The 4650-nt window shown below is 67.9% G+C and carries 4 protein-coding genes; all 4 read left to right on the forward strand.

Translation table 11 applies throughout. From position 1 onward, the window contains the following. On the forward strand, nt 1-955 hold a 955-nt coding region (locus DQP56_RS22600; RefSeq protein WP_165825117.1), incomplete at its 5' end, for a S8 family serine peptidase. Then, a complete protein-coding gene (eccE, locus tag DQP56_RS22605) occupies nt 952-2121 on the forward strand; it encodes a type VII secretion protein EccE (RefSeq protein ID WP_112689232.1) in 1170 nt (389 codons plus the stop codon). The genes DQP56_RS22600 and eccE, both read left to right, overlap by 4 nt. Beyond that, entirely contained in the window at nt 2118-3950 is a 1833-nt protein-coding gene (eccA, locus tag DQP56_RS22610) for a type VII secretion AAA-ATPase EccA (protein ID WP_112689234.1), read from the forward strand. The genes eccE and eccA overlap by 4 nt, the downstream gene beginning before the upstream one ends. Before the next feature lie 363 nt (nt 3951-4313). Further along, entirely contained in the window at nt 4314-4613 is a 300-nt protein-coding gene (locus DQP56_RS22615; RefSeq protein ID WP_013828836.1) for a PE family protein, read from the forward strand. The last annotated feature ends 37 nt before the right edge of the window (nt 4614-4650 follow it).

The raw sequence follows: 4650 nt of genomic DNA on the forward strand, positions 1-4650 counted from the left end.
CGCGTTCAGCGGGGTGGCCCCCGATGTGCAACTGATCTCGATCCGGCAGAACAGCCAGGCATTCGGCCCCAAGGAGCCGTTCGGCGACGGGCAGGATCCGCAGCTGCGGGAGAAGACCGACGGGATTCGTACCATGGCGCGAGCGATCGTCCACGCCGCCAACATGGGCGCCGGGGTCATCAACATCTCGCACGCCATCTGCATGAACGTGCGCAACCTCATCGATCAGGCAGATCTGGGCGCAGCGGTGCGCTACGCCGCGGTCGAGAAGAACGCGGTGATCGTCGCCGCCGCCGGCGACACGAGTTGGCGCGACTGCAAGCAGAACCCGATCTATAACGCGATGCGGCCCGACGACCCGCGCGACTGGAACGGAGTCAACACCGTGGTGACGCCGGCCTGGTACGACGAGTACGTGCTGACGGTCGGTGCGGTGGATTCGGCAGGAGCGCCACTGGGTAAGACGAGCGTCGCCGGTCCCTGGGTGTCGATCGCCGCACCCGGCACCGACATCGAGGGTCTCTCGCCGCGCGATGACGGGCTGATGAACGCGGTCGACGGCCCGGAGAACTCACTGCTGGTGCCGTCGGGCACCGGTTTCTCGACGGCGATCGTGTCCGGCGTGGCGGCGCTGGTACGGGCCAAGTACCCGGAATTGTCGTCGCATCAGGTGATCAACCGGTTGACTCGCACGGCTCGGCCACCGGCACGCGGGGTCGACAACGTGGTGGGTTACGGCATCATTGACCCGGTGGCGGCGCTGACGTGGGATGTTCCCGACGTTGCGCCCCAACCGCCGGAACGGCTGTCGGCGCCGCTGCAGGTGCCGCCGATGCCGCCGGAACGTGACATGACCCCGGTGTGGGTCGCCGGGGCCGGGCTGTTGGCGGCGGTCGCGGCGGCCGGTGTGGCACTGGGAGTGGCAGCATTGCGACGATCACGTAGGAACCGATGAAGGCACAGCACGCAGTAGGTCTGAACCTGTCATGGACGCGGGTGACCATCGTCTTTCTGATCGACATCGCGATACTGGTGCTGGCCGGCCGGTGGCCCGGCGACGAGCAGGTCGCCGTCTACACATGGTGGTCGGGCGTCGGCGTCGCGGTGCTGGTCGCGATCATCGCGCTGGTCACCTACCGGCAGGTGCCGATCAGCACGATGTGGGCGGCATGGATTGCCGATCAGTTCGCCGACCCGGAGCCGGCACTGAGCCGCGGCCGCACGCCGGCAGTCGATCATCACCGCCGTTTCGGGCGGGAGCCGATCGGTATGCGCGAGCACCAGGGCCGATTGGTGACGGTGATCGCGGTGGGCGGGCGGCCGGTGAAGGCGACCGGCCGGCATCGACGCGGGCTGGAGCCGGCGGCCCTCCCGCTGGAGCGGCTCGCCGGCGGATTGCGCCAGTTCGACGTGCGATTGGACAGCATCGACATCGTCTCGGTGGGCACCCGCAGTGCGCCCAATGACAGCGAGGACGTCGACTTGGACGACACCCCGTCGATGCCCGACCACCGGCGAACCTGGCTGGTGCTGCGGATGGACCCGCAGCACAACGTCAATGCGGTGGCGGCACGCGACTCGTTGGCCGCGACCCTGACGGCGGCCACCGAGCGGTTGGCCGAGGAGGTCGACGGACGCCTGATCAGTGCGCGACCGCTGCGCGCCGATGAATTCGACGACGTCGACGAGGCCACGCTGGCGGGACTGGAGGCCGGACATCTTTCGCACCGGCTGTTCCGCAACCGGCCGGAGGGCTACGTCACCAATTTCTGGCTGTCACCGGCCGATATCACCGACGAGAACCTCGAGCATCTGTGGTACCCGGAGACCGATGCGACGGTGGTGACGGTGCGGCTCGCCCCGGGCGGCGGCCGGACGACCAGCGTATCGGTGCTGGTGCGGTACCACAGCGCCGGCAAGCTGGGCCGCAACGTGCGCGCCGCACTGAACCGGTTCGTGGGCCGGCGCCAGCTGGAGGCGGTCTGCGCCAGCCTTCCGGCCCCCACCTCGCATCCACGCCTGCCGGTGCCCGGCCGGGAACTGCAGGACGACGAACACCTGGTCGTGTCGGTGGATGCGTTGCAGCAGTACGCCGTTCCGGCATCCGGGACGCGGCCGTGACCAGCCCGCAATCGGCGGCGACCGATGCCCGCAACGCCATGGTGGCCGGGATGCTGGCATCCGGGATCTCGGTCAACGGGTTGCAGCCGAGCCACAACCCGCAGGTGGCGTTGCAGATGTTCACCACCGCCACCACGATCGACCCGACCATGTGCGACGCCTGGCTGGCCCGGGTACTGGCCGGTGACTCCGACATCGAGGTGTTGGCGAACGCCTGGGCTACCGTCCGTACGTTCGGCTGGGAGACGCGCCGACTGGGCTTGTCCGACTTGGAATTCCATCCGGAGGTCTCCGACGGGATGTTCCTGCGGCTGCGGATCACCAGCGTGGAGTCGCTGGCCGCCGCCTATGCCGCCGCGCTGGCCGAAGCCAAGCGCTACGAGGAGGCGGCGAAACTGCTCGACGGCATCGAGCCGCGCAACCCGTTCGAAACGGAGCTGGTCGGCTACGTGCGCGGCATGCTGTACTTCCGGACCGGCCGCTGGCCCGACGTGCTCAAGCAGTTCCCGGCGGCGGCGCCGTGGCGCCAGCCCGAGCTCAAGGCGGCCGCTGCCGCGATGGCCACCACGGCGCTGGCATCGCTGGGGGTGTTCGAGGAGGCGACCCGACGGGCCCAGGAGGCCATCGAGGGCGACCGGGTGCCCGGTGCCACCAACGTCGCGCTCTACACCCAGGGCATGTGCATGCGTCACCTCGGCCGTGAGGACGAGGCCGCCGAGTTGCTGCGCCGGGTGTATTCGCGTGACGCGAAGTTCGCGCCGGCCCGCGAGGCCCTGGACAACCCGGACTACCGGCTGATCCTGACCGACCCGGAGACCATCGAGGCCCGCACCGATCCGTGGGACCCCGACAGCGCCCCCACCCGGGAACAGGCCGAGGCGCATCGGCACGCCGAAGAGGCCGCCCGGTACCTGGCCGAAGGCGACGCGGAGCTGGCCGCCATGCTCGGCATGGAGCAGGCCAAGCGGGAGATCAAGCTGATCAAGGCGACCACCAAGGTGAACCTGGCGCGCGCCAAGATGGGACTGCCGGTCCCGGTGACATCCCGCCACACGCTGTTGCTCGGCCCGCCCGGCACCGGCAAGACGTCGGTGGCGCGCGCCTTCACCAAGCAACTGTGCGGTCTGACCGTGCTGCGCAAGCCACTGGTGGTCGAGACCAACCGTTCCAAGCTGCTGGGTCGCTACATGGCCGACGCGGAGAAGAACACCGAGGAACTGCTCGAGGGTGCGCTCGGCGGCGCGGTCTTCTTCGATGAGATGCACACCCTGCACGAACGCGGCTACAGCCAAGGCGACGCTTACGGCAACGCGATCATCAACACGCTGCTGCTCTACATGGAGAACCACCGCGACGAGCTGGTGGTGTTCGGCGCCGGCTACGCCAACGCCATGGACAAGATGCTCGAGGTGAACCAGGGTTTGCGGCGGCGGTTCTCGACGGTGATCGAGTTCTACAGCTACACCCCGCCGGAACTGCTGGAACTGACCAAGATGATGGGCGCCGAGAACGAGGACGTGGTCACCGACGAAGCGGTCGAGGGGCTGCTGCCGTCCTACACCAAGTTCTACGCTGACGAAAACTACTCCGAGGACGGCGATCTGATCCGCGGCATCGACGTGCTGGGCAACGCCGGATTCGTGCGCAACGTGGTGGAGAAGGCGCGGGACCACCGCAGTTTCCGGCTCGACGACTCCGACCTCGACGCGGTGCTGGCGGGCGACGTCACCGATTTCAGCGACGAGTGGCTGCATAAGTTCAAGGAATTGACCCGCGAGGACCTCGCCGAAGGGCTCAGCGCGGCGGTCGCCGAGAAGAAGCCGTCCTGATCCGACAGTGTCCCACCAGCCGATTCACAGTGGGCCGGGCCTGCTGTTCGGGTTGACGCGCGGTGCCAGCGGTGCCACCATTGCGCAGATAGGGGGGCCGGTGTCTCACCCCGCCCCCGTCGGTGTCGGCTGTGTGAGGAGGTGACGACGAGACTTGTGTCCCGATGATTGTGCCTATCGGGGATCGCTGATTGTTTCGATCCGATCCGCCTTCGGCACCGTATCTGAGTTCTGAACTGTCCTTAAACCGTGTTGTATTGAGCCCCGCTCCGCGATGACGCCTAACGTTGTCAGCGGGTGCACGCTCGACGCACCCGGTGAACGCCGGTCCTTCGGCGGCCGGCACCTTTCGGAGGAGGCCCGATGAGTTTTGTGAACACCCAACCGGAGGCCCTGACCGCGGCCGCAGGCAATCTGGCCGCCATCGGATCGGCCCTGAGCGCCCAGAACGCCGCGGCGGCAACGCCGACCACGGGCGTCGTTCCGGCTGCCGCGGACGAGGTCTCGGCGCTGACCGCGGCCCAGTTCGCCGCGCACGCCAGTATGTACCAATCCATCAGCGCTCAGGCGGAAGCCATCCACCAGGCGTTCGTGGCCACGCTGAACAGCAGCGCCAATTCTTATGCGGCGACCGAGGCGGCCAACGCCGCATCGGCTGGATAATTCCATTGCCGCTGTGCCACAACATTTTTCACCAACC

Source organism: Mycolicibacter senuensis (genome assembly GCF_003284925.1).
Taxonomy (GTDB): Bacteria; Actinomycetota; Actinomycetes; order Mycobacteriales; family Mycobacteriaceae; genus Mycobacterium; species Mycobacterium algericum_A.

Excerpts from the sequence above, each read along its gene's own strand:
- DQP56_RS22615 (WP_013828836.1), top strand. The coding sequence starts at position 4,314 with ATGAGTTTTGTGAACACCCAACCGGAGGCCCTGACCGCGGCCGCAGGC.
- eccE (WP_112689232.1), top strand. The coding sequence starts at position 952 with ATGAAGGCACAGCACGCAGTAGGTCTGAACCTGTCATGGACGCGGGTG.